General features: G+C 74.9%; 4 protein-coding genes. All 4 read right to left on the bottom strand.

All coding sequences use genetic code 11. The features are described 5' to 3' along the window. Positions 1-12,748 (bottom strand): type I polyketide synthase (locus AB0G63_RS36470; protein ID WP_360759321.1); only part of this gene is annotated, 12,748 nt, incomplete at its 3' end. 64 nt (positions 12,749-12,812) lie between these two features. Then, positions 12,813-17,780 carry a type I polyketide synthase gene (locus AB0G63_RS36465; protein ID WP_360759317.1) on the bottom strand — a complete coding sequence of 1,656 codons (4,968 nt, stop codon included), beginning with the start codon at positions 17,778-17,780 and terminating at the stop codon, positions 12,813-12,815. Between the two features lie 293 nt (positions 17,781-18,073). Continuing rightward, a complete protein-coding gene (locus tag AB0G63_RS36460) occupies positions 18,074-22,345 on the bottom strand; it encodes a beta-ketoacyl synthase N-terminal-like domain-containing protein (RefSeq protein ID WP_360759314.1) in 4,272 nt (1,423 codons plus the stop codon). Positions 22,346-22,489: 144 nt separating this feature from the next. Next, positions 22,490-25,002: SDR family NAD(P)-dependent oxidoreductase (locus AB0G63_RS36455; RefSeq protein ID WP_360759311.1), on the bottom strand; the 2,513-nt coding region annotated here is incomplete at its 5' end.

The following is a 25,002-nucleotide window of genomic DNA, read 5'->3' as shown; positions in this document are numbered from 1 at the left end:
CCGCGAACACCGGCGACGAATCCAGCAACTCCACCCCCATCCCCACCCACTGCGACCCCTGACCCGGAAACACGAACACCACCCTCCCCCCGGTGTCGGCCGCTCCGTGGTCGGCGACTCCGCTGGTCACGTGGTCTGCGGTGCGGTCCTCGGCGAGGGCCGCGAGGCCGGCCAGCGCGGTCTCGCGGCTGTCGAGGACGACGGCGGCGCGATGCTCCAGGTGGGAGCGGGTGGTGGCGAGGGAGAGGGCGACGTCGGAGAGGGGCAGGTCGACGTCGGCGGCCAGGTGGTCGTGCAGGCGGCGGGCCTGGTCGCGCAGGGCGGCCGGGTTCCGGCCGGAGAGCACCCAGGGCACGGTGGCCGCGAGAACGCCGGCGACGGCGGGCCGGCCGGTGTCGCCGGGGGCACGGTCGTCGGCGGTCTCGGGGGCGGCGGGCGGCTGCTCCACGATGACGTGCGCGTTGGTGCCGCTGATGCCGAAGGAGGAGACGCCGATGCGGCGCGGGTGCCCGGTGTCCGGCCAGGTGCGGTCCTCGGTGAGGAGGCGGACGTCCCCGTTCTCCCACTCGATGTGCGGGGACGGGGCGTCGACGTGCAGGGTCCTGGGCAGGACGCCGTGGCGCAGGGCGAGGACGGATTTGATGACGCCGGCGACGCCGGAGACGGCCTGGGTGTGGCCGATGTTCGACTTCAGGGAGCCGAGCCACAGGGGCCGGTCGGCGGGGCGTCCCCGCCCGTAGGTGGCGAGCAGGGCGTGGGCCTCGATGGGGTCGCCGAGACGGGTGCCCGTGCCGTGCGCCTCGACGGCGTCGACGTCCCGCGTGGAGAGCCGGGCGTCGGCGAGGGCGGCGCGGATGACGCGCTGCTGGGAGGGGCCGTTGGGGGCGGTCAGGCCGTTGGACGCGCCGTCCTGGTTGGTGGCGGAGCCGCGGACGACGGCGAGGACGCGGTGGCCGTTGCGGCGGGCGTCGGAGAGCCGTTCGAGCAGGAGCATGCCGAGGCCCTCGGAGAAGGATGTGCCGTCGGCGGCGGCCGCGAAGGCCTTGCAGCGGCCGTCGGCGGCGAGGGCGCGCTGCCGGCCGAATTCCAGGAACTCGGCGGGGGTCGCCATGACGGCGACGCCGCCCGCGAGGGCGAGGGTGCACTCGCCCTGCCGCAGCGCGCGGGTCGCGAGGTGCAGGGCGACGAGGGAGGAGGAGCAGGCGGTGTCGACGGTGACGGCGGGGCCCTCCAGGCCGAAGGTGTAGGCGACGCGGCCGGAGATGACGCTGTTGGACAGGCCGGTGCCGAAGTAGCCCTCGACGCCGTCGGGGATCTCCCGCAGTTCGGTGGCGTACCCGGAGGGGACGGCGCCGACGTAGACGCCGGTGCGGCTGCCCTTGAGGGCGGCCGGGTCGATGCCGGCGCGTTCGAAGGCCTCCCAGGCGCCTTCGAGGACGAGCCGCTGCTGCGGGTCCATGGCGAGCGCCTCGCGCGGCGAGATCCCGAACAGTTCGGGGTCGAACAGCCCTGCCCCGTGCAGGAACCCGCCCTCGCGCACGTAGGTGCGGCCGGGCAGGCCGGGCTCCGGGTCGTAGAGGTGGTCGAGGTCCCAGCCGCGGTCGGCGGGGAACGGCCCGATGGCGTCGCGGCCCTCGGTGACCAGCCGCCACAGCGCCTCGGGCGAGTCGGCGCCGTCGGGGAAGCGGCAGGCCATGCCGACGATGACGACGGGATCGTCGTGGCCGGGCACGACGGGGGCGGTGTCCTGCCGCGGGGCGTCCTGCGGGGCGTCCTGGGCGGCGTCGCCGAGGAGTTCGGCGCGCAGCAGCCGGGCGAGGGCGGCCGGGGTGGGGTGGTCGAAGACCGCGGTGGCGGGCAGCCGGAGGCCGGTGGCGGCGCCGAGCCGGTTGCGCAGTTCGACGGCGGTCAGTGAGTCGAAGCCGAGGTCCTTGAAGGCCTTCTCGGCGCCGACGGCATCGGTTCCGCCGTGTCCGAGGACGGCGGCCGCGTGGGTGCGCACCAGGTCCAGGAGCGTGCGGTGCCGGTCGTCGGGGGTGAGCCCGGCGAGCCGGGCGGCGAGCGCGGAGCCGCCGATGCCGTCGGCGCCGTCCACGGTGCGCCGTGCCGGGGCGCGGACCAGGCCGCGCGCCAGGGCGGGCACGGTCCCGGTGGCGGCCATGGTGCGCAGGGCCGCCGGGTCCAGGCGCACGGGCAGCAGCAGGGCCGCCCCGGCGGCGCGCCCGGCGTCGAACAGGGCGAGTCCGTCGGCGGCGGGGAACGCCGCCATGCCGGAGCGTGCCATGCGCTGGACGTCGTCCTCGGACAGGTGCCCGGTCATGCCGCTGGCCTCGCCCCACAGGCCCCAGGCAAGGGAGGTGGCGGGCAGCCCGCGGGCGGCGCGGTGGTGGGCGAGCGCGTCGAGGAAGGCGTTGGCGGCGGCGTAGTTGCCCTGTCCCGGGCCGCCGAGGACACCGGCTGCGGAGGAGTACAGCACGAACGAGGTCAGGTCGAGGTCCTGGGTGAGCTCGTGAAGATGCCAGGCCGCGTCCGCCTTGGGCCGCATGACGTGTTCGACGCGTTCGGCGTCCAGCGAGCCGAGGACGCCGTCGTCCAGGACACCGGCGGTGTGCACGACACCGGTCAGCGGCCGGCCGGCAGGGATGGCGTCCAGCAGCGCGGCCAGCTCCCCACGGTCCGCGACATCACACGCGGCCACCGTCACCTCCGCCCCCAACTCCCCCAGCTCCCGCACAAGTTCGGCGGCACCCGGCGCGTCCGAACCCCGCCGGCCGGCGAGCAGCAGATGCCGCACCCCGTGCCGGGCCACCAGATGCCGGGCCAGCAGCGCACCCAGCGTGCCGGTACCCCCCGTGACCAGCACCGTGCCCTCCGCCCCCCAGTCCTGCGGGACGGTGAGGACGAGCTTGCCCGTGTGCCTGGCCTGACTCATGAACCGGAACGCCTCCGCAGCACGCCGGACATCCCACGCCCGCACCGGCAGCGGCGCGAGGTCACCCGCCTCGAAGTGCCGTACGAGGGCGGCGAGCATCTCCCCAATCCGCTCGGGACCGGCCTCCATCAGGTCGAACCGGCGGTAGGCGACGCCGGGATGCGCGGCGGCCACTTGCTCCGGGTCGCGGACGTCGGTCGCGCCGAGCTCGACGAACCGGCCGCCGCGCGGCAGCAGCCGCAGCGACGCGTCCACCAGTTCGCCGACCAGGCAGTCCAGGACGACGTCGACCCCCTCGCCGCCGGTCGCGGCACGGAACCGGTTCTCGAAGGAGGTGTCGCGGGAGGAGGCGATGTGGTCGTCGTCCAGGCCCAGCGCGCGCAGCGTGTCCCACTTGCCCTCGCTCGCCGTGCCGAACACCTCGGCGCCCAGATGCCGGGCGATCCGCACCGCCGCCATGCCCACGCCGCCCGCGGCCGCGTGCACCAGCACCCGCTCCCCCGCCCGCAGCCCGGCCAGGTCGACCAGGCCGTAGTACGCGGTCAGGAAGGCCGCCGGGACGGAGGCGGCCGTGGTGAACGTCCAGCCGTCCGGGATCCGGGCGACCATGCGGGCGTCGGCGACGGCGAGCGGCCCGAACGCGTGGGGCACCATGCCCGCGACGCGGTCGCCCGCGGCGAGGTGGGTGACGCCGGGGCCGGTCTCGACGACCACGCCCGCGGCCTCGCAGCCCATGAAGCCGCCGCCCGGATACATGCCGAGCGACACCAGGACGTCGCGGAAGTTCAGGCCGGCGGCGTGCACGGCGATGCGCACGCCGTGTTCGGGCAGCTCCGCGGCGGCCTCGGGGCGGGGCAGCAGCGCCAGGTTGTCGACGGTGCCGGCCGCGGTGGAGTCGAGCGCCCAGGTGGTGCCGGGCGGCGGGGTGAGCAGGCCGCCGGAGGTGTGGGTGCGGGCGAGGCGCGGCACCAGGGTGCGGCCTCCGCGCAGCGCGAACTGCGGTTCGTCCTGGGCGACGGCGGCGGCGACCGCGGCGGGCAGCGCGGCCGCCGCCGTGGCCGTGTCCAGGTCGGCGATCAGCAGCCGGCCGGGGTTCTCGGTCTGCGCGGCCCGCACCAGGCCCCAGGCACCGGCATGACCGAGGTCGGTGACGTCCTCGCCGGTGCGGGTGGCGACGGCGCCGAAGGTGAGGACGAGCAGACGGGCGTCGGCGTACCGTTCGCCGGCGATCCAGCGCTGGACGGTGGTGAGCAGTTCGGCGGTCCGCACGCGTGCCGTGTCGGCGCCGCCGTCGCCCGGGGCGAGCGGCAGCACGACGACCGGCGGCACGGAGGTGAGGTCGCCGAGCGCCGGCTCCGTGGTGACGGTGGAGCCCGCGCCGCGCAGGGCGCCCGCGATGCCGAGCGGGTCGTCACCGATGACGGCGAGGGCGTCGGCGGACGGCTGCCCGGCCGCGGCCCACTCGGTCCAGTCGACGCGGAACAGGTGGTCCGGGCCGGCGTCGCAGCGCAGCTGTGCGGTGTCGACGGGCAGCAGGACCAGCGACTCCACGGTGGCGACCGGCGCACCGGAGGCGTCGGCGAGGTCGACGGCGACCGTGTCGGTGCCGGCGGCGCTGATCCGCACGCGCAGACCGGTCGCGCCCGCGGCGTGCAGGGCGACGCCGGTCCAGGCGAACGGCAGCCGGGCCCGGCCGGTCAGCTCGATGAAGTCGCCGAGCCGCATGGCGTGCAGCGCTGCGTCCAGGAGAGCGGGGTGCAGCAGGTGGCGGTCCGCGTCACGCTGGTGGGGGGCGTCCAGGGAGACCTCGGCGTACACGTCGCCGGTGGCCTCGTGGCGCCAGGCGGCGCGCAGGCCCTGGAAGGCGGGCCCGAACCGGTAGCCCGTCGCTGCGGCGGCCTCGTAGAACCCGTCGAGGTCGACGGGCTCGGCGCCGGGCGGCGGCCAGGCGCTCAGGTCGCGGCCGGTGACGTCACCGGAGGCGAGCGCGCCGGTGGCGTGACGGGTCCAGGGCCGGTCGGCGGGGGCGTTCTCGGGGCGCGAGTACACGGTGACGGTGCGCCGCCCCGCGGCGTCGGCGGCACCGACGCGCACCTGCAGGTGGACGCCGCCGCGCTCGGGCAGCACCAGCGGCGTCTGGAGGGTCAGTTCCTCCAGCAGGCCGCAGCCGACCTCGTCGCCCGCGCGGACGGCGAGTTCGACGAAGGCGGTGCCGGGCAGCAGCGGGGTCCCGGAGACGGCATGGTCGCCGAGCCAGCTCTGGGTGTCGGCCGCGAGACGGCCGGTGAACAGGACGTCCTCGCCGTCGGCGAGCCGGACGGCGGCCCCGAGCATCGGGTGGCCGGTGTCGCCGAGCCCGAAGCCGGTGGCGTCACCGGAGTACGGCGGCAGCGGGTCCGGCCAGAACGGCTGGTCCTGGAAGGCGTACGTCGGCAGGTCGACGCGGACCGTGTCGTGCCCGGCGTGGACGGCCTCCCAGTCGACGGTGACGCCGCACGTCCACGCCTCGGCGACGGAGGCGAGGAAGCGCTGGGCGCCGCCCTCGTCGCGCCGCAGCGAGCCCAGCGCGACGGCCTGCCCGCCGGCGGCGTCGATGGCTTCCTGGACGCCGACGGTGAGCACCGGGTGGGCACTGGCCTCGACGAAGACCTTGCGCCCACGCGCCAGCAGCCCTTCGACGGCGTCCTGGAAACGGACCGTGGTGCGCAGGTTCCTGTACCAGTACTCCGCGTCCAGCTCCGCACCGTCCACGAAAGCACCGGTGACGGTGGAGAAGAAGGGGATCTCGGCGGTGCGCGGCCGGATGCCGTCCAGCAGGCCGATCACCTCGTCCCGGATCAGCTCGACCTGCGGACTGTGGGAGGCGTAGTCCACGTTGATACGCCGGGCGCGCACACCGTCCGCCTCGCAGGCCGCCAACAGCTCGTCCAACGCCTCAGGATCACCGGAGACGACCGTGGACTGCGGACCGTTCACCGAAGCCAGAGCCAACCGGTCACCGAAGGAAGCGATCCGCTCCCGGACGGCATCGGCCGTGTCCGCCACCGACACCATCCCGCCCCGCCCCGCCAGAGCGATCAGCGCACGGGCACGGAGGGCCGACACCTTCGCCGCGTCCTCCAGACTCAACACCCCGGCAACAGCTGCCGCCGCGATCTCGCCCTGCGAGTGGCCCACCACCGCGGCCGGCTCGACCCCCACCGACCGCCACAGCTCCGCCAGCGACACCATCACCGCCCACAACGCCGGCTGCACCACATCCACCCGATCGAAACCGGGCACCCCCTCGACACCCCGCAGCACATCCAGCAGCGACCAGTCCACGAACACGGAAAGGGCCTGGGCGCACTCCTCCAGCCGGGCGGCGAACACCGGCGAAGCCCCGTACAGCTCCACCGCCATCCCCGCCCACTGCGACCCCTGACCCGGGAACACGAACACCGGACGGCCCACGCCCTTGAGCACGGAGCCCCGGACGACGCCGCTGTCGGGGCGGTTCTCGGCGAGGGCGCGCAGGGCGGTCCCGCGGTCGTCTCCGGTGACGGCGGCGCGTTGTTCCAGGGCGGCGCGGGTGGTGGCGAGGGACCAGGCGATGTCGGCGGGCCGGTGTGCGGTGCCGTCGGCGACGAGATGCCGCAGGCGCGCGGCCTGGGCGCCGAGTGCGGCCGTGCCGCGTGCGGAGACGAGCCAGGGCAGGGCTTCCTGTGGGAAGGCGGGGACCTCGGGAGCGCGCGGCGGTTCCTCGGCGGGGACCGGTTCCTCCAGCACGACGTGGACGTTGGTGCCGGAGCCGCCGAAGGAAGAGACGGCGGCGCGGCGGGGCCGGCCGGTCTCGGGCCAGGGCCGGGTCTCGGTGAGCAGTCCGACGGCGCCGGAGTTCCAGTCGACCTCATGCGTGGGCTCGGTGACGTGGAGGGTCTTGGGCAGGACGCCGTGCCGCAGGGCCATCACGGTCTTGATGACGCCGGCGACGCCCGAGGCGGCCTGCGCGTGGCCGATGTTGGACTTCAGCGAGCCCATCCACACCGGAGTGCCGTCGGGGCGGTCCTGCCCGTAGGTGGCGAGGACGGCCTGGGCCTCGATGGGATCGCCGAGGGTGGTGCCGGTCCCGTGTGCCTCGATGAGGTCGATGTCGGCGGGGCGCAGGCCGGCGTCGGCGAGGGCGGCGCGGATGACGCGCTGCTGCGCGGGGCCACTGGGCGCGGACAGGCCGTTGGAGGCGCCGTCCTGGTTGGCGGCGGTGCCGCGGATGACGGCGAGGACCTGGTGGCCGTTGCGGTGGGCATCGGAGAGCCGTTCGAGCAGGAGGATGCCGACGCCTTCGGACCAGCCGGTGCCGTCGGCGTCCTGCGAGAAGGACTTGCAGCGGCCGCTGGGCGACAGGCCGCGCTGCTGGCTGAATCCGATGAAGACGCCGGGTGAGCACATCACCATCGCGCCGCCGGCGAGGGCGGCGGTGCAGTCGCCGGCGCGCAGCGCCCGCACGGCCAGGTGCAGAGCGGTCAGCGACGACGAGCACATGGTGTCGACGGTGACGGCGGGGCCTTCCAGGCCGAAGGTGTACGACAGCCGGCCGGAGGCGACGGCGGCGGAGGCGCCGAAGAGCATCTGGCCGTCGGAGCCCTCGGGCATCCGCACGCCGTGTCCGTAGCCGGGGTATCCGGCGCCGATGAACACGCCGGTGCTGGTGCCCTTGACGGCGTGCGGGTCGATCCCGGCGCGTTCGAAGACCTCCCAGGCGGTCTCCAGCAGGAGGCGCTGCTGCGGGTCCATGGTGAGGGCCTCGCGCGGTGAGATCCCGAAGAAGCCGGGGTCGAAGTGGGTGGCGGTGTGCACGAACCCGCCCTCGCGGACGTAGCTGGTGCCGGTCTTGTCGGGGTCGGGGTCGTAGAAGCCGTCGAGGTTCCATCCGCGGTCGGTGGGGAATCCGCCGATGGCGTCGCGTCCTTCGGCGACCAGCCGCCACAGGTCCTCGGGGGAGGTGACGTCGCCGGGGTAGCGGCAGCTCATCGCGACGACGGCGATGGGTTCGTCGGTGGCGGTGCGGCTCTCGCCCGCCTGCGCGGGTACGGCCGCCTCGGACGCGCCGAACAGTTGGGCGCCGATGTGCGCGGCGAGGGCCTGCGGGGTGGGGTGGTCGAAGACGAGGGTCGCGGGCAGGGTCAGGCCGGTGACGGCGGTGATCCGGTTGCGCAGGTCGACGGCGGTGAGCGAGTCGAAGCCGGCGTCCCGGAAGGCGCGGCCCGGTTCGATCGCGTCGGCGCCGGAGTGACCGAGTGCGGTGGCGGCCTCGGTGCGCACCAGGTCGAGCAGGAGGGTGTCGCGTTCGTCGCCGTCGGCGGCGGTCAAGCGTCGTACGAACGCGTTCTCCGGGCCGTCCTCGCCGTCGGGTTCGGCGGTGACGGCGGCCAGTTCGCGGCGGGCCCCGGGGATGCCGGTGAGCAGCGGGCTGGGCCGGGTGGCGGCGAAGCCGGGCGCGAAACGGCTCCAGTCGACGTCGGCGACGGCGACGAACGTCTCGTCGTGCTCGACGGCCTGCTGCAGCGCGATGAGGGCGGTGCCGGGGTCCATCTCCAGAACGCCGCGGCGGTTCATGTACTCCTGGACGCCCGCCGTCTCCATGATGCCGCCGCCGCCCCAGGCGCCCCAGGCGACGGAGGTGGCGGTCAGGCCGCGGGCGCGGCGCTGCTCGGCGAGCGCGTCGAGGAACGCGTTGGCGGCGGCGTACGCGGAGTGTCCGGCGGCGCCCCACACGCCGGAGTTGGAGGAGAACAGCACGAACGCGTCGAGTTCGGTGTCGCCGAGGAGTTCGTCGAGGTGCCGGGCGCCGTCGACCTTGCCGGCGGTGATCCGCGCGTACTCGGCGGGCGTGACCTGGCCGGCGAGGGCGGACTGCGGGATGCCGGCGGCGTGCACGACGGCCGTCAGAGGCGTCTCCTCGGGGATCGTCTCCAGGACGGCGCGCAACTGCTCACGGTCGGCGACGTCGCAGGCGACGGCTTCCGCACGGGCACCCGACTCCCGTACTTCTGCCAAGAGTTCGTCGACACCGGGGGCGTCCGGTCCACGGCGGCCGAGCAGCAGCAGACGCTCGGCGCCCGCGGCGGCGAGGCGCCGGGCGACCTGGGCGCCGACGCCGCCGGTGCCGCCGGTGACCAGGACGGTGCCGTGGGGCCGCCAGTCGCGGACCGGTTCGGCGTCGTCGAGCGGGGCGTGTTCCAGGCGGCGCCCGAAGGCCCCGGAGGCGCGCACCGCGATCTGGTCCTCGTCGCCCGCGCCGCCCGACAGGAGTTGCGCGAGCCGGGTCAGGGCGCGTTCGTCCACCGCGGCGGGCAGGTCGATCAGACCGCCCCAGCCGCGGGGCTGTTCCAGGGCGACCACCCGGCCGAGTCCCCACACCTGTGCCTGGTCGGGATCGGCGGGTGCGTCGGAGCGTCCGGTGCTGACCGCTCCCTGGGTGACCGCCCACACGGAGGCGTCGATGCCGGCGGCGTCGAGCGCCTGCACGAGGGTGAGGGTGTGCAGGGCGGCGTCCGGTCCGCCGAGACCGGTGAGGGCGAGGACACCGGACAGTCGGGTGTCGGCAACGGCGGTGCGCAGCACGTCGGTGAGCAGGTCGCGGTCGGCGCCGGGGGTCCGCACGGTGACGGTGCCGGCGCCGTGCCGGGCCAGGGCGGCGGCGCAGTCGGCGGCGAACTCCTCGTGTTCCGGCGCCCGCCCGGCGGGCAGCACGACGAGCCAGGTGCCGGACAGCGGGATGCGGGCCGGCTCCGGCAGGCGCTGCCAGGCGACGCGGTAGCGCCAGGAGTCGACGACCGCTTTCTCCCGCCGGGAGCGGCGCCAGGCGGCGAGCGCGGGCAGCAGCGCGCCGAGCGGGCTGTCGTCGTCGAGTTCGAGGGCCCCGGAGAGGGCCTCGAGGTCCTCCCGCTCGACGGCCTCCCAGAAGCGGGCCTCGACCTCGTCGGCGGGCAACGCGTCGGCGGCCGTGGGGTCGGCGGGGGCGGACTGGAGCCAGTAGCGGCTGCGCTGGAAGGCGTACACGGGAAGTTCGACGGTCCGCGGGCGCTGCGCGGCCACCACTGCGGTCCAGTCGACCTGCGCGCCGTGCACCCATGCCTCGGCGAGCGAGGTCAGGAAGCGCTGCGGGCCGCCCTCGTCGCGGCGCAGGGTGCCCAGGGCGACCGCGGTCGCGGATGCGCTGTCGATCGTCTCCTGCACGCCGATCGTCAGCACCGGGTGCGCACTGGACTCGACGAACAGACCGTGCCCGCGCGCCAGCAGCCCCTCCACGGCCTCCTGGAAACGGACCGTCGAGCGGAGATTCGTGTACCAGTACTCCGCATCCAGCTCCGGGCCGTCCACGAAATCGCCGGTCACGGTGGAGAAGAAGGGGATCTCGGCGGTGCGCGGCCGGATCCCGTCCAGCAGGCCGATCACCTCGTCCCGGATCGACTCCACCTGCGTGGAATGCGAGGCGTAGTCCACGTCGATGCGCCGGGCGCGGACACCGTCCGCCTCGCAGGCCGCGATCAGCTCGTCCAGCGCCTCGGGATCACCGGAGACGACGGTGGACTGCGGGCCGTTGACCGAAGCCAGCGCCAGCCGGTCACGGAAGGAAGCGATCCGCTCCCGTACGGCGTCCGCGGTGTCCGCCACGGACACCATCCCGCCCCGGCCCGCCAATGCGATGAGCGCACGAGCCCGCAGCGCGGACACCTTCGCCGCGTCCTCCAGGCTCAGCGCGCCCGAGACGGCGGCGGCAGCGATCTCGCCCTGCGAGTGGCCCACCACCGCGGCCGGCTCCACACCCACCGACCGCCACAACTCCGCCAACGACACCATCACCGCCCACAACACCGGCTGCACCACATCCACCCGGTCGAAACCGGGAGCACCCTCGACACCCCGCAGCACGTCCAGCAGCGACCAGTCCACGAACTCGGAGAGAGCCTGTGCGCACTCCTCCAGCCGGGCGGCGAACACCGGCGAAGCCCCGTACAGCTCCACCGCCATCCCCGCCCACTGCGACCCCTGACCGGGGAAGACGAGGACGGCGTCGGTGGCGGGCAGTGTGGTGCCGGTGAGGGGGTGGGTGCCGTCGGCGAGGGCGGTCAGGCCGGCGAGGAGGTCGTCGTGGCCGGCGGCGACCACCACGCCGCGCTGTTCGAGGGCGGCGCGGGTGGTGGCGAGGGAGAGGGCGACGTCCTGCGGGCGAGGGGCATTGCGTGTGCGGAAGAAGTCGGCCAGGCGGGCGGCCTGGGCGCGCAGGGCCGCCGGGGTCCTGCCGGAGACGACCCAGGGCACGAGCGGGGTGTCCAGGGCGACCGGGCGGTCGGAGCCGTCGGGGTCGTGGGACGCGGGGTCCTGCGGGGCGGGTTCCTGCGGGGCGGGTTCCTCGGCCGGTGCGGGTTCCTCGATGACGACGTGGGCGTTGGTGCCGCCGACGCCGAAGGAGGAGACGCCGGCCCGGCGCGGGGCGCCTTCCTGCGGGGTCCAGGCGACGGCCTCGCGCAGCAGTCGTACGGTGCCGGCCGACCAGTCGACCTGGCTGGTCGGCTCGTCGACGTGGAGAGTGCTGGGCAGCAGGCCGGCGCGCATCGCCATGACCGTCTTGATGACGCCGGCCATGCCCGCTGCGGCCTGGGTGTGGCCGATGTTGGACTTGACGGAGCCGAGGTGCAGCGGGCGGTCCTCGGGGCGGTTGCGGCCGTAGGCGGCGAGGAGGGCCTGGGCCTCGATGGGGTCGCCGAGGGTGGTGCCGGTGCCGTGCGCCTCGACCGCGTCGATCTGCTGCGGGGTCAGCCGCGCGTCGGCGAGGGCGGCCTTGATGACGCGGGCCTGGGAGGGCCCGTTGGGCGCGGTCAGGCCGTTGGATGCACCGTCCTGGTTGACGGCGGAGCCGCGGACGACCGCGAGGACCTCGTGGCCGTTGCGGCGGGCGTCGGACAGGCGTTCCAGGAGCAGTACGCCGATGCCCTCGGCGAAGCCGGTGCCGTCGGCGGCGTCGGCGAAGGCCTTGCAGCGGCCGTCGGCGGCGAGGCCGCGCTGGCGGCTGAACTCGACGAACAGTCCGGGCGTCGACATCACGGTGACGCCGGCCGCGAGGGCGAGGGAGCACTCGCCCTGGCGCAGCGCCCGCACGGCGAGGTGCAGGGCGACGAGGGAGGACGAACAGGCGGTGTCGACGGTGACGGCCGGGCCCTCCAGGCCGAAGGTGTAGGCGACGCGGCCGGAGACGACGGCGGCGGCGCTGCCGGTGCCGAGGTAGCCCTCGACTCCTTCGGGAACCGTGTCGAGGTCGCCGCCGTAGCTGGAGGCGGAGGCGCCGACGAACACTCCGGTGGGGCTGCCCTTGAGCGCGGTCGGATCCAGGCCCGCACGCTCCAGGACCTCCCACGTGGTCTCCAGCAGGAGCCGCTGCTGCGGGTCCATGGCGAGGGCCTCGCGGGGGGAGATCCCGAAGAGCTGGGCGTCGAACTCCGGGACGTCCCGCAGGAATCCGCCCTCACGGGTGTAGGAGGTGCCGGCCTTGTCGGGGTCGGGATCGTAGAGCGCGTCCACGTCCCAGCCGCGGTCCTCGGGGAAGGGGCCGATGCCGTCGCGGCCCTCGGCTACGAGGTCCCACAGCGCCTCGGGGCTCTGCACTCCGCCGGGGAAGCGGCAGGCCATGCGGATGATCGCGACCGGCTCCGGTTCCTCCAGTTCGCGGACCCGTCTGCGGGCGTTGCGCAGGTCGGCGGTGGCCCGCTTGAGGTATTCGCGGAGCTTGGCCTCGTTGTCGTGGCCGCTGGGGTTGCTCGTGCTGCTGGTGCTCAACGTCAGTCACCTACCGGGAACGGGAAGCCTGCACTGCACGATCGTGAGGGGCGTCGCTGCCGGGTCACCGGGCCTCCAACTCGTCGTCGAGCAGGTCGAACAGTTCGTTGTCGGAGGCCGCGGCGATGTCGGCGTCGCGGGTCTGCGCCCGCTCGTCGGTGTGCGTCCGGTCGCCGGTCTGCCAGGCCGCGAGGAGGGCCTGGAGGCGTCCGGTGACGCGGGCCCGGTCCTCCTCGGTGGCCGCCGTGGCGTGCGCGAGGGTGCTCTGCAGTCGGTCGATGTCGTCGAGGAGCGGGTCGACGGAGGTGCCGTCGCCGTACAGCTCGGTGCGCAGGTGGGCGGCGAGCCGGGCGGGGGTGGGCTGGTCGAAGACGAGTGTGGAGGGCAGGCTCAGGCCGGTGGCGGTGCCGAGCCGGTTGCGCAGTTCGACCGCGCTGAGCGAGTCGAAGCCCAGTCCGCGGAAGGGGCGTTCGGGGCCGACGGCGGCCAGGGCCTCGGCGTCCGCGGCACCGTGGCCGAGGACGGAGGCGGCCTGTCGGCGCACCAGGTCGAGCAGGACGCGGTCCTGTTCGGCGGGGGTCCGGCCGGCGAGCCGGCCGAGGAGTTCGTCGGCGGTGTTCCCGCTGCGGGCGGTCTCCTGCTGTGCGACGGCCGCGGCGTCGGCGAGCACCTTCGCGGCTTCCGGAACCATCTCGAACAGGGGGCTGTTGCGTTCCGTGCCGGTGCCGAGGGTGAAGCCGTCCCAGCGGATGTCGATGACGACGGGGTTGGTCTCGTCGTGGTCGAGCGACTGCTGGAGGGCGGCGGTGGCCAGCTCGGGCGGCATCTCCCACACGCCCTGCAGCCGGGCGCGTTCGCCCGCGCCGCCGGCGGCCATGCCGCTGCCCGCCCAGGTGCCCCACACCACGGAGGTGGCGGGCAGGCCGCGGTTGCGGCGCTGGTGGGCGAGGGCGTCGAGGAAGGTGTTGCCGGGCGTGTAGTTGCCGAGGCCGGCGGAGCCGTAGGCGGCGCCGAAGGAGGAGAACAGGACGAACGCGTCGAGGCCGTCCCTGTCTTCGGTGAGTTCTTGCAGGTTGAGGGCGCCCTGGGCCTTGACCCGCCACACCTGGGCGAGCCGGTCGGGGGTGAGGGAGTCGATCATGCCGTCGTCGAGGACGGCGGCGGTGTGGAAGACGGAGGTGAGCGGGGCGTCGGCGGGCAGGGCGTCCAGGACGGTGCGCAGCTGTTCGCGGTCGGCCACGTCGGCGGCGGCTATGGTCACCTCGGCGCCCAGGTCCCGTATCTCGCGGGCGAGTTCGGCCGCGCCGGGGGCTTCGGGGCCGCGCCGGCTGACCAGGAGCAGATGGGGGGCGCCGGCCCGGGCCAGCCAGCGGGCGGTCTGTGCGCCGAGGCCGCCGGTGCCGCCGGTGACCAGGGCGGTGCCACGCGGTGTCCAGGCGCGCTGCGGCTCGGTGTCGCCGAGGGGGGCGCGCACCAGGCGGCGGACGAGCACGTTCCAGGAGCGGACGGCGAGTTCGTCCTCGTCCCCGGGTTCGGCGAGGATGCCGGCGAGCCTGCGGTACGCCTCCTCGTCGACGGTGTCCGGCAGGTCGACGATGCCGCCCCACAGCCGCGGGTGCTCCTGCACCAGGACGCGGGCCAGCCCCCATACGGCCGCCTGCACGGGCCGGGTGAGCGGGTCGTTGTCGCCGACGGACACGGCCCCCTGGGTCAAGGCCCACACCGGGGCGTCGAACTCCGCGAGTTCACGGACCTGGAGGACGGCCTGGACCAGGGTGACGGTCCCGGCGAGGCCGAGCGGCAGCGACGGGTGGTCGGGGTGCTCGCGCTCGTCGAGGGCCAGCAGGGAGAGGATGCCGGTGACCGTGTCCTCGCCCTCGGCGGCGAGCGCCTCGTGCAGTTGTTGGGCGAGGGTGTAGCGGTCGGCGGCCCAGATGTCGACCGGGATGCGTACGACGCGCGCGCCGAGGGCGCCGAGGCGGTCGGCTGCGGCGGCGGCTGCGGCGGCGGCTGCGGCGAGTTCACCGGCACCGTCCTCGGGTTCGAGGAGGAGCCAGGTGCCGGTCAGCCGGGGCTCGGCGGTGTCGGTGACGGTCCACACGGTGCGGTAGCGCCAGGAGTCGAGGGCCGACTTCTCCCGGTGGGCATGGCGCCAGGCGGCGAGCGCGGGCAGCGCCTCGTCCAGCGGCTGGTCGCCGCTGACCCCGAGCCCGGCCAGGTCGCCGCTCTCGACAGCCGTCCAGAAGGCGGTGTCGGTCTCGTCGGCGGCGTGCGCGGTATCCACGGGGGCGCCGGCGTCGTCGAGCCAGTAGGGGCGGTGCTGGAAGGCGTAGGTCGGCAGGTCCACCGGGCGGGTGCCGTCGGGGAAGACGGTGGTCCAGTCGACTTCGGCACCATGGGTCCAGGCCTCGGCGAGGGAGGCCAGGAAGCGCTGCGGGCCGCCCTCGTCGCGGCGCAGGGTGCCCAGGGTGACCGCGGTCGCGGATGTACTGTCGATCGTCTCCTGCACGCCGATCGTCAGCACCGGGTGCGCACTGGACTCGACGAACAGACCGTGCCCGCGCGCCAGCAGCCCCTCCACGGCCTCCTGGAAACGGACCGTGGTGCGCAGGTTCGTGTACCAGTACTCCGCATCCAGCTCCGGGCCGTCCACGAAATCGCCGGTCACGGTGGAGAAGAAGGGGATCTCGGCGGTGCGCGGCCGGATCCCGTCCAGCAGGCCGATCACCTCGTCCCGGATCGACTCCACCTGCGTGGAATGCGAGGCGTAGTCCACGTCGATGCGCCGGGCGCGGACGCCGTCCGCCTCGCAGGCCGCCATCAGCTCGTCCAGCGCCTCGGGCTCCCCCGAAACGACGGTGGACTGCGGGCCGTTGACCGAGGCAAGGGCCAACCGGTCACCGAAAGAGGCGATCCGCTCCCGTACGGCGTCCGCGGTGTCCGCCACGGACACCATCCCGCCCCGGCCCGCCAATGCGATGAGCGCACGAGCCCGCAGCGCGGACACCTTCGCCGCGTCCTCCAGGCTCAGCACCCCGGCGACGGCGGCGGCAGCGATCTCGCCCTGCGAGTGGCCGATCACCGCGGCGGGGCGGATGCCGTGGAAGCGCCACAGGTCGGCGAGGGACACCATCACCGCCCACAGCGCTGGCTGGACCACGTCCACCCGGTCGAATCCGGGGGCGCCGTCGACACCCCGCAGGACGTCCAGCAGCGACCAGTCCACGTACGCCGACAGGGCCCGCGCGCACTCCTCCAGCCGGGCGGCGAACACCGGCGAGGCGTCGTACAACTCCACCGCCATCCCTGCCCACTGCGACCCCTGCCCGGGGAACACGAACACCGGCCGGTCGGCGCCCGGGGTGACGGTGGTGCCGGTGACGTCGCCGTCGGCTAGTTCCGCGAGGCCGGCGCGGAACGACTCGTGCCGGGCCGCGACGACCGCGCCGCGCACCGGGTGGGCCGTGCGCGTGGTGGCCAGCGAGAAGCCGGTGGCGGTCGCCGGGGCGCCGTCCCGGACGTGGGCGAGGAGCCGGGCCGCCTGGTCGCGCAGGGCGGCAGGGGTGCGGCCGGACACGATCCACGGGACCGGTCCCGCGGGCCCCTCGACGGCCGCTTCGTCAACGGCCGCATCCTCGGCGGGTTCGGCCTCCTCCAGGACGACGTGGGCGTTGGTGCCGCTCACCCCGAAGGAGGAGACACCGGCCCGGCGCGGCTCGGGGCCGCGTTCCCAGGGGCGTGCCTCCGTCAGGAGCCGCACGCCGCCGGACGCCCAGTCGACGTGCGGGGTCGGCTCGTCGGCGTGCAGGGTCTTGGGCAGGACGCCGTGGCGCAGCGCCTGTACGGTCTTGATGACGCCGGCGATACCGGCGACCGGGCCGCCGTGCCCGATGTTGGACTTGGCCGACCCCAGCCACAGCGGCCGCTCGGCGGTGTGTTCCGTGCCGTAGGTGGCGAGGAGGGCCTGGGCCTCGATGGGGTCGCCGAGGGAGGTGCCGGTGCCGTGCGCCTCGACCGCGTCGACCTGGGCCGCGGTGAGCCGGGCGTCGGAGAGGGCCTTGCGGATGACCTCCTGCTGGGCGGGCTCGCTGGGTGCGGTGAGGCCGTTGCTGGCGCCGTCCTGGTTGATGGCGGAGCCGCGGATCACGGCGAGCACGCGGTGGCCGTCGCGGCGGGCGTCGGAGAGCCGCTCGACGAGCAGGACGCCCACGCCCTCGGCCCAGGTGGTGCCGTCCGCGCCCGCCCCGAACGCCTTGCAGCGGCCGTCCGCGGCGAGCGCCCGCTGCTTGCTGAACTCGACGAAGGCGGCGGGAGACGCCATCACGGCGACGCCGGCGGCCAGGGCGAGCGTGCACTCGCCGCGGCGCAGCGCCTGCACGGCCAGGTGCAGGGCGACCAGGCCCGAGGAGCAGGCGGTGTCGACGGTGACGGCCGGTCCCTGCAGGCCGAAGGTGTAGGCGACCCGGCCGGACAGGACGCTGGACATGGTGCCGGTGCCGATGTAGCCCTCGGCGTCGTCGGGCAGGGCGGTGAGCCGGGAGGCGTAGTCGGAGGCGACGGCGCCGACGAACACTCCGGTCTCGCTGCCCTTGAGGGACAGCGGGTCGTGACCGCCGCGTTCGAGGGCCTCCCAGGCGGTCTCCAGCAGGAGCCGCTGCTGCGGGTCCATGGCGGCGGCCTCGCGCGGCGAGATCCCGAACAGCTCCGGGTCGAAGAGGGTGGCGCCCCGCAGGAACCCGCCTTCGGTGACGTAGGTCTTGCCGGGCTTGTCCGGGTCGGGGTCGTAGAGGTTGTCGACGTCCCAGCCGCGGTCGGTGGGGAAGGGGGTGATCGCGTCGGTGCCGGAGGCGATCAGGTCCCAGAAGCCCTCGGGATCGGTGGCCCCGCCCGGGAACCTGCACGCCGTCGACACGATGGCGACCGGCTCGTGCCCGGCGTCCTCGGCTTCGCGCAGCTGCTGCTTGGTGCGGCTGAGATCCGCGGTGACCCGCTTGAGGTAGTCGCGGAGCTTGTCTTCGTTGCTCGTCGGCATGCTCGGTACTCCTTGGGGACTTGGGGCTGAGGAGCAACGCGGGAAGCTCCCGGTTCCTGGGTCCCGGTCGGTCCGGTCGGTCCGGTCGGGCACGGGGACACCTGGCCACCGTCGCGTGCGAGCGCGATCGGGCCAACCCCTGAAATGCGGGGTGCGACCCGTATAGCGGCGGTCGGCTCCCCTTCCCGGCAGCGGGGAACGGACGACCGCCGCCACCCCGAGGGGCGGCGGCGGGCGGTGGGGCGGCGGTGTGCGGTGGTGGGCGGTGGGGCAGCGGTGGGCGGTGGGGCAGGTCAGGAGGCGCCCAGCTCCTTGTCGATCAGGTCGAAGATCTCGTCGTCGGACACGCTGTCGAGGGCGTCGCCGTCCAGGACGGCGGTCTGCGCGGTGCCGTTGCGGCGCCAGCGCCACAGCAGCGCCTCCAGCCGCTTGGTCACGGTGTCCCGGGCTTCCTCGTCCGGCTCAGCGTCCGCCAGGGCGGCCTCCAGCAGCGCCAGTTCGCGCAGGCCGGGAGCCTCCGCGGCGCGTGCGGTGCCCAGTTCGGCGAGCAGGTGGCGGGCCAGGTCGAGGGGGGTGGGGTGGCTGAAGACCAGGGTGGCGGGCAGTTGCAGTCCGGTGGCGGCGGTGAGCCGGTTGCGCAGTTCGACGGCGGTGAGCGAGTCGAAGCCGAGGTCCTTGAAGGCGCGTTCGGGCTCGACGGCTTCGTGCTCGTCGTGCCCGAGGACGGCGGCGACCCGGGTGCGCACCAGGTCGGTCAGCATGCGCTCCTGCTCCTGCGGGCCGAGCCGGGCCAGTTGTCGCGTGAACGAAGCGGCGCCCCCCGGGTCGTCCGCGGCGGCGCCGCGGCGGCGCGGCGCGCGCTCGGCGGGAGGGGTCCCGGCGCGGGCAGGGGTCCCGGCGCGGGCGCCGGCGGCCTCCGCGGCGGCCCGCAACTCCTCGACGGGCACGAGCCGTGAGGCGAACGAGTCCACCACGGCGACCGGCCGGCCGGCCGCGTCGGCCACCGTGACCGCCACCTCCTCCGGCCCCACCGGAGTGAGATGGACCCGTACCCGGCAGGCCCCGGCGGCGTGCAGCCGTACCCCGCTCCACGCGAACGGCAGCCAGACCGTGCCCTCCTGCGCCGGTGGCCCGCTGACCGCGAGCGCGTGCAGCACGGCCTCCAGGAGCGCCGGGTGCAGCCCGAAACGGGCGGCATCGCCGTGCTGGTCGTCGGGCAGCTCCGCCTCCGCGTACACGCCGGCGCCGTCACCGGCGAGCCATACGGCTGTCAGGCCCTGGAAGACCGGCCCGTAGCCGTATCCCGACCCGGCGAGGGAGGCGTAGAACCCGTCGAGGTCCACCGGCTCGGCACCGGGCGGCGGCCACGCCGCCAACTCCCGTCCTTCGCGCGGGGCTACGGCTCGCGACAGGGTTCCCTGCGCGTGCCGCGTCCAGCTTGCGCCCGGGTCGTCGCCGCCGCGGCCGTACACGGCGACCGGGCGCCGCCCCGCCGGGTCCGGCGGGCCCACGACCACTTGCAGGTCGACCGGTGTGTCGTCGGGCACCACGGGTGGCGTCTCCAGTGTCAGCTCGTCGAGGACGTCGCATCCGGCCTCGTCCCCGGCCCGCACGGCGAGTTCGACGAACACGGCCCCGGGCAGCACCCGCGCGTCCCCAACGGCGTGATCGGCGAGCCACGGGTGCGTCCGCAGCGACAGCCGCCCGGTGAGCACCACCTGGTCCCCCTCCGCGAGCCGCACCGCGGCCCCCAGCAGCGGGTGATCCGCAGCGGCCAGCCCGGCCGCGGTGACATCACCGGCACCCGGGCCTCCCTTGCCCGCCTCCAGCCAGTAGCGCCGGCGCTGGAAGGCATACGTCGGCAACTCCGGTTGCGGCGAACTCCCGTACACCGCACGCCAGTCGACCTTGGCGCCGTGGACCCAGGCCTCGGCGAGCGAGGTCAGGAAGCGCTGCGGGCCGCCCTCGTCGCGGCGCAGGGTGCCCAGGGTGACCGCGGTCGCATCGGAGGCGTCGATGCTCTCCTGCACGCCGATCGTCAGCACCGGGTGCGCACTGGACTCGACGAACAGACCGTGCCCGCGCGCCAGCAGTCCCTCCACGGCCTCCTGGAAACGGACCGTGGTGCGCAGGTTCGTGTACCAGTACTCGGCGTCCAGCTCCGCACCGTCGACGAAAGCACCGGTCACGGTGGAGAAGAAGGGGATCTCGGCAGTGCGCGGCCGGATGCCGTCCAGCAGGCCGATCACCTCCTCGCGGATCGACTCCACCTGCGAGGAATGCGAGGCGTAGTCCACGTTGATACGCCGGGCGCGGACACCGTCCGCCTCGCAGGCCGCCATCAACTCCTCCAGCGCCTCGGGCTCACCCGAAACAACCGTGGACTGCGGACCGTTGACCGAGGCAAGGGCCAACCGGTCGCCCCAGGCCCTGATCCGCTCCCGCACGACATCGGCCGTGTCCGCCACCGACACCATCCCGCCCTTACCCGCCAAAGCGATCAGCGCACGAGCCCGCAACGCCGACACCTTCGCCGCGTCCTCCAGGCTCAGCACCCCGGCGACGGCAGCCGCCGCGATCTCGCCCTGCGAGTGGCCCACCACCGCGGCCGGCTCCACACCCACCGACCGCCACAACGCCGCCAACGACACCATCACCGCCCACAACACCGGCTGCACCACATCCACCCGGTCGAAACCGGGCACCCCCTCGACACCCCCCAGCACATCCAGCAGCGACCAGTCCACGAACCCCGACAGCGCCCGCGCACACTCCTCCAACCGCGCGGCGAACACCGGCGAAGCCCCGTACAACTCCACCGCCATCCCCGCCCACTGCGACCCCTGACCCGGGAACACGAACGCCGTCTTGTCCGTGTGGGCCGTGCCTTCGAGGACCTTCGCGGAGGTGTCCCCCTCGGCGAAGGCGTGCAGGGCGGTGCGGCGGTCGCCGCCGATGAAGGCGGCGCGGTGGTCGAAGGCGGTGCGGGTGGTGGCGAGGGCGACGGCCGGGTCGAGGCCGGGATGCTGTGCGTTCCAGTCCCACAGTCGGGCGGCCTGGCCTCGCAGGGCGGCCCCGGTGCGGGCGGAGAGGATCCAGGGGGCGTCGGCGGCGGTGAAGGCGCCCGGCGCGGTGGGTTCCGGGGCGTCGTCGGTGTCCGGCTGGTGCTGTTCGAGGATGACGTGGGCGTTGGTGCCGCTGATGCCGAAGGCGGAGACGCCGACGCGGCGGGGCCGGCCGGTCTCGGGCCAGGGGTGGGCCTCGGTGAGGAGTCGGACGGCGCCGGAGTTCCAGTCGACGCGGTCGGAGGGGGCGTCGACGTGGAGGGTTCGGGGCAGGAGGCCCTCGCGCATGGCGAGCACCGTCTTGATGACGCCCGCGACGCCCGAGGCGGCAGAGGTGTGCCCGATGTTGGACTTGACGGAGCCGAGCCACAGCGGACGGTCCTCGGGCCGGTTCTGCCCGTAGGTGGCGAGCAGGGCCTGGGCCTCGATGGGGTCGCCGAGGGTGGTGCCGGTGCCGTGCGCCTCGACCGCGTCGACCTGGGCCGGGGTCAGCCGGGCGTCGGCCAGCGCGGCCTTGATGACGCGGACCTGGGAGGGCCCGTTGGGCGCGGTGAGGCCGTTGGAGGCGCCGTCCTGGTTGACGGCGGAGCCGCGGATCACGGCGAGGACCCGGTGGCCGTTGCTTACGGCGTCGGAGAGCCGCTCGACGAGGAGGATGCCCGCGCCCTCGGAGGGTCCGAAGCCGTCGGCGGCCGCGGCGAAGGCCTTGCAGCGGCCGTCGGGGGCAAGGGCGCGCTGGCGACTGAACTCGACGAAGCCCGCCGGGTTCGACATGACGGTGACGCCTCCGGCGAGGGCGAGGGAGCACTCGCCGGTGCGCAGGGCCCGGGCGGCCATGTGCAGGGCGACGAGGGAGGAGGAGCAGGCGGTGTCGACGGTGACGGCCGGCCCCTCCAGGCCGAGGAAGTAGGCGAGGCGCCCGGACAGGACGCTGGCGAGGTTGCCGGTGCCGATGTAGCCCTCGAGTTCGTCGGGGACGTCGGTCAGGCCGGTGGTGTAGTCGAGGGCGCTGAAGCCGATGAAGGTGCCGGTGGCGCTGCCGGCGAGGGTGGTGGGGTCGATGCCGGCCCGTTCGACGGCCTCCCAGCCGGTCTCCAGGACGAGCCGCTGCTGCGGGTCCATGGCGAGCGCCTCGCGGGGCGAGATGCCGAAGAAGCCGGCGTCGAACCGGTCGACGTCGTGGAGGAAGGCCCCTTCGCGCACGTAGTTGGTGCCGGGGGTGTCGGGGTCGGGGTCGTAGCGGGCGTCGATGTCCCAGCCGCGGTTGTCGGGGAAGGGGCCGACGGCGTCGCCGCCGTCGGCGACCAGCCGCCACAGGGCTTCGGGGGTGTCGGCGCCGCCCGGGTAGCGGCAGGCCATGCCGATGACGGCGATGGGCTCGTGGCCCGCGGCCTCCACGGCCTGCAGCCGCTTGCGGGTCTGCTGCAGGTCGGCCGTCGCCCGCTTGAGGTATTCGAGGAGTTTCGCCTCGTTGCTCTCGGTGTGCTGGCTCTGCGCCATGTCGGTGTCTCCGTGGGCTCCGTGGGGCGGTTCGTCGGCCGTGGGCCGGTGTCGGGCGTGGGGCGGTTCGCCGGCCGTGGGCCGGTGTCGGGCATGGCGGGCAGCCGCTCCGGGGCCGGGCGTGGGCCCGGCCCCGGGCGCGGGTCAGGAGGTGCCCAGCTCCTTGTCGAGCAGGGCGAACATGTCGTCGGCGGTGGCCGTCTCCAGGGCGTCCGTGTCCTCGGTCGTTCCGCCGCCGGTGTGCGCGTCCTCGTCGACGGTCCACAGCAGGGCCTGGAGGCGCTGCCTGAGCTTGGTGCGGGTGTCGGTGTCGGGGGCGGCGGCGGACAGCGCGCTCTCCAGGCGGTCGAGTTCGTCGAGGACCCCGCCGACGGGCGCGTCCCCGGCCGGCAGCAGGGCGGTGCGCAGGTGCGCGGCGAGCGCGGCCGGGCTGGGGTAGTCGAAGACGACGGTCGCCGGGAGTTTCAGGCCGGTGGCGGCGCCGATCCGGTCGCGCAGTTCCACGGCGGTCAGCGAGTCGAAGCCGAGGTTCTTGAACGCGCGGCCGGGTTCGACGTCATCGCCGGAGGAGTGTCCGAGGACGGCGGCGACCTTGTCGCGGACGAGGCCGAGCAGCAGGGACTCCCGCTCTGCCGGGTTCGCCGCGGCGAGCCGCCGGCCGAACTCGGCGGCCGCACCGGTGTCGCCGCCGTCCTGGTCGGGTGCCTCGGCGGCGGCCAGGGCACGACGGGCCTCCGGCACGCTGCTGATGAGGGGGCTGGGCCGTCCGGAGGTGTAGCCGGGGACGAAACGCTCCCAGTCGACGTCGGCGACGGCGCGGAACACCTCGTCGTGCTCGACGGCCTGGACCATGGCGTCCAGGGCGAGTTCGGGGTCCATCTCCAGCACGCCGCGGCGGCGCATGTACTCCTCGACGCCGTCGCCCTCCATCATCCCGCCGCCGCCCCAGGCGCCCCAGGCGACGGAGGTGGCGGTCAGGCCGCGGGCGCGGCGCCGGGCGGCGAACGCGTCGAGGTAGGCGTTGCCGGGTGCGTAGCCGCCGTGTCGGCCGCTGCCCCAGACGCCGGAGTTGGAGGAGAACAGCACGAAGGCGTCGAGTTCGGTGTCGCCGAGGAGTTGGTCGAGGTGCCGGGCGCCGCCGACCTTCCCCGCGTTGATCTCCCGGAACTCGTCGACGGTCATCTCCTCCACGAGGGTCGACTGGACGATCCCGACGGCGTGCACGACGGCGGTCAGGGGCGCGTCGGCCGGGATCGCGTCGAGGACGGCCCGCACCTGCTCGCGGTCGGCCATGTCGCAGGCGGCGAGGGTGACTTCGGCGCCCAGCGCGCGGATCTCGTCGGCGAGCCCGGCGGCTCCGGGCGCTTCCGGGCCGCGGCGGCTGGTGAGAATCAGGTGCTGGGCGCCGTCGGCCGCGAGACGCCGGGCGACCCGGGCGCCGACGCCGCCGGTGCCGCCGGTGACCAGGACGGTGCCGCGCGGCTGCCAGCGCCGCACCGGCTCGCCGTCCCCGAGCGGGGCACGGGTCAGCCGCCGGGCGTAGGCGCCGCTGGCGCGCAGCGCGACCTGGTCCTCGTCGCCGAGGCCGCCCGCGAGCAGCCGGGCCAGCCGGGCGGCGGCCCGCTCGTCGAAGGTCTCCGGCAGATCGGCCAATCCGCCCCAGGTGCGGGGCTGTTCGAGTCCGACGACGCGGCCGAGCCCCCACAGCATGGCCTGCGTGGGGTCGGCGGGCGCGTCGTACCCGGTGTCGACGGCCCCCCGGGTGAGCACCCACAGCGGCGCGGTCATCTCGGCGTCGCCGAGGGCCTGGACGAGGACGAGGGTGCCGGTGACGGCGCTGTCCGGGTCGGCCGCGCCGGCCAGCAGGGACACCACCCCGGCCGGGTTGGTGCCGGTGAGCCGCGCGGCCCAGTCCGCGCGGTCGGCGGCGACCGGATCGAGGGGCAGACGGTCGACGTCGGCGCCGCGGGCGGCAAGGGCGGCGGCGACGGCCTCGACGCGGTCGGCGTCGGCCGGGTCTGCCGGGTCGGCCGGCTCGACGACGAGCCAGGTGCCGGTCAGCCGGTCGGCGCCGCTGTCGGGCAGCAGGGTCCACTGGATGTCGTAGCGCCAGGAGTCGATGGTGGCCCGGTCGCGGCGGCCGCGGTGCCATGCGGCGAGCGCGGGCAGCTGTTCGCGCAGCGGCCGGTCGGCGTCCAGGCCCGCCGTGGCGGCGAGCCGGTCGGTGTCGCCGTCGTCGACGGCCGCCCAGAATCCCGCCTCCGCGGGGTCGGCCGTACCGGGTGCCGGGGCGGCCTCGTCGGCCCGCGCGGACTCCAGCCAGAAGCGCCGGTGCTGGAACGCGTACGTGGGCAGGTCGACGGTGCATGCGCCGCGTCCGGCGAGGACGGTGGTCCAGTCGACGGGGATGCCGCGGCTCCAGGCGGTGCCGAGCGAGGTGTACAAGCGCGCCAGGCCGCCTTCGTCGCGGCGCAGGGTGCCGAGCGCGACGGCGTCGGCGCCTGCCGCCTCGGCGGTCTCCATGACGCCGTAGACCAGTACCGGGTGGGCGCTGCACTCGATGAACGTGCTGTGGCCCTCGGCCAGCAGACGCCGCACCACGGGTTCGAAGGACACCGGCTGCCGGCAGTTGTCGTACCAGTACCCCGCCGTCAGCT

Origin of the sequence: Streptomyces sp. NPDC020996, assembly GCF_040641355.1 — a bacterium.
Classification (GTDB): Bacteria; Actinomycetota; Actinomycetes; order Streptomycetales; family Streptomycetaceae; genus Streptomyces.
The sequence above is the reverse complement of the archived record's forward strand: the minus strand, read 5'-3'. Positions and strand labels throughout refer to the sequence as shown.

Excerpts from the sequence above, each read along its gene's own strand:
- AB0G63_RS36465 (WP_360759317.1), bottom strand. The coding sequence starts at position 17,780 with ATGCCGACGAGCAACGAAGACAAGCTCCGCGACTACCTCAAGCGGGTC.
- AB0G63_RS36460 (WP_360759314.1), bottom strand. The coding sequence starts at position 22,345 with ATGGCGCAGAGCCAGCACACCGAGAGCAACGAGGCGAAACTCCTCGAA.